2 protein-coding genes are annotated in these 2,228 nt (G+C 72.1%); both read right to left on the bottom strand.

Features of this window, described 5'->3' with window-relative positions; all coding sequences use genetic code 11:
- Window positions 1–154: 154 nt before the first annotated feature.
- The gene (locus tag ACQKIP_RS45590; RefSeq protein ID WP_365854680.1) at window positions 155–1,126 is read right to left on the bottom strand and encodes a zinc-binding dehydrogenase; all 972 of its coding nucleotides are present in this window, start codon (window positions 1,124–1,126) and stop codon (window positions 155–157) included.
- A gap of 315 nt (window positions 1,127–1,441) precedes the next feature.
- Complete coding sequence (locus ACQKIP_RS45585) at window positions 1,442–1,837, bottom strand: Rid family hydrolase (RefSeq protein WP_365853520.1); 396 nt, start codon at window positions 1,835–1,837, stop codon at window positions 1,442–1,444.
- Between the last annotated feature and the right edge of the window lie 391 nt (window positions 1,838–2,228).

Raw genomic sequence — 2,228 nt, 5'->3', positions numbered from 1 at the left:
CTCTCGGTGGGGCGGGCTCACCTAGGGCCGCCGGGTGCCCGCCCGGCCCCGGGTCAACCGGCGCCCCCCACATACCGTGCCCTGTTGGTCCACACCCCGCCCACTTTGCACGGCTCTCGGCGCGGAGCGGCCCGTGTACGCAGGCAGTCCTTACCTACACGTCCAGCACAAGGCGTCCCCGCACCTGGCCGTCCTCCATGCGCCGGTGCGCCTCGGCCGCCCGGGACAGGGGCAGGCGGTCGGCGATACGGGGCCGCCACGGCGTGGCGCGCAGGAGCCATTCGACGCCTCCGGCTGCTTCGGCGAGGTCGGCGGTGGAAGCGTTGCTGATGGCGAAGCCGACGATGCTCGCGTCGCGGGTGTAGAGCCGGCCCACCGGCAGCACGGGCGTATCGCTCAGGCCGACCATGGCGACCAGGCGTGCGCCGTGGGCCAGCAGCTCGACCGAGAAGGCCAGGTCGGCGCGTCCGGAGGTGTCCAGATGGACGTCGAAGCCGCCGGGTGCCGCCTCCCGCAACCGGCCGGGCACGTCAGGGTCGCGGTAGTCGATGACCCGGGCGGCCCCCAGGGCCCGTACCTCGTCGGCATGGTCAGGACTTGCGCTGGCCACGACCCTGGCACCGGCGGCCGCGGCCAGGGCCACCGCGGCGGACCCCACGTTGCCGGCCCCGCCACCGACGTACACCGTCTGACCGGCCCGCAGCCGCCCGTGCCGGAACAGGGCGAGCCAGGCGGAGGCGGCAGGGTGGGCTGCGGCAGCCAGGTCGGCGGGATCCACGTCGTCCGGGGCCGGATACAGCCGGTCGGCGGCGACGGCGACGTACTGGGCAAAGGATCCCTGGCGCCCGGCGTGTCCAAGGCTGTTGCACCACACACGCTGTCCCGGCGCGAAGCCGACCGCGCCGGGGCCGGCCGCCGCGACCTCGCCCACCAGGTCGCGGCCGACGACGAACGGTGAGGGCATGGGCGTGGGGTAGGCGCCGGACCGGACGAACGTGTCCACGGGGTCGACGGCCACCACACGTACCCGCACCAGGACATCGGCCGGGCCGGTTTCCGGCAGTGGGAGGCGGTCGTAGCGGATCGTGTCGGCGGGGCCGGGGGCGGTGACGTAGGCCGCGTTCATGTCGGAGGGCAGGTCCGACGGCGACGGCGACGGCGACGACGGGGACTGCAGGGACTGCGGGGACGGGGACATCAGGGTGCCTCCTTGCCGGGCATCGTTTCGACGTTTGAGGCGGGTGCGGTGAGCGGTCCGGCGTGTAGCGGGCACGTGTCTGGCCGGGGCGACGGGCCGGCATGATCGAAAACCATTCCGCCACCGTAGGAGCCCTGCGCACCTTCTCGGACGGGGCCCCGTTCCGGCGCGGCCTACGCAGCAGCCGGTGCGGGTTCTCTGCGGGGCGCGATCCGCGCGCAGCCACCCGGAAGGCGGGCCGCATCAGTGCGCTGCGACGGCTTCGATCTCGATGAGCATGTCGGGATCGGACAGCGCGCTGACTTCCGCCAGGAGACTGGCCGGTCGGCAGTGACGCGCCGCCAGTTCGTCCATCAGCACGTCGTACTGGGCCACACACGCCGAGAGGTCGGTCGTGACGACGCGGATCTGCACGACGTCCGCCATCGTCATGCCTCCCTCGGCGACGGTCTCGGCCAGTCGCCGCAGCGTGAGCCTGATCTGGCCGGCCATATCGCCCTTATGGGCGATGCCCCCTTCCTCGTCGCGGGCTTCATGCCCGGCCAGGAAGAGCCAACTGCGGGGCTCGTCGACGCGGACGGCGCGGTTGTACATCAGCTTCCCGCCCGCCATGCGCGGGCCGATCTCTGCCTTGCTCATGTAGCTCCGCTCTACGCACCGCCCGTACCACCTCGACGACAGGCGTATCACCGAGCCCAGTTGCCCGCACTTCGGCCTACGCGGTCACGGGCGGCGTGCTGTGTCCTCTCCGGTGCATCGAGAGTCGCTCCCTCTGACGGGCCACCATCAACTGCATGCGATGGGCGTCCGAGCGCATCCGCCGAGCCTGCCTGCGCTGCCGGTAGGAGCGCTCCAGTACTGCTTGCTGTGACCCCGTGAACGTGTGTCCCATGCCTCCCCCTCTCCGCGGGTCGGGTGCCCCCGGCCCGGCTTCTTACCCTGCGAACGCTTCGGCGCGGCGCCCGAATTCTCAGCACGGCATGGCCGAGGAAGGACGCCATCCAGAGGCAGCACGCATGGTCTAGAGCAT

This window comes from Streptomyces sp. NPDC059900 (assembly GCF_050270335.1).
Lineage (GTDB): Bacteria > Actinomycetota > Actinomycetes > Streptomycetales > Streptomycetaceae > Streptomyces.
Note: the sequence above shows the minus strand (reverse complement) of the source record. Positions and strands in the feature narration are given on the sequence as shown.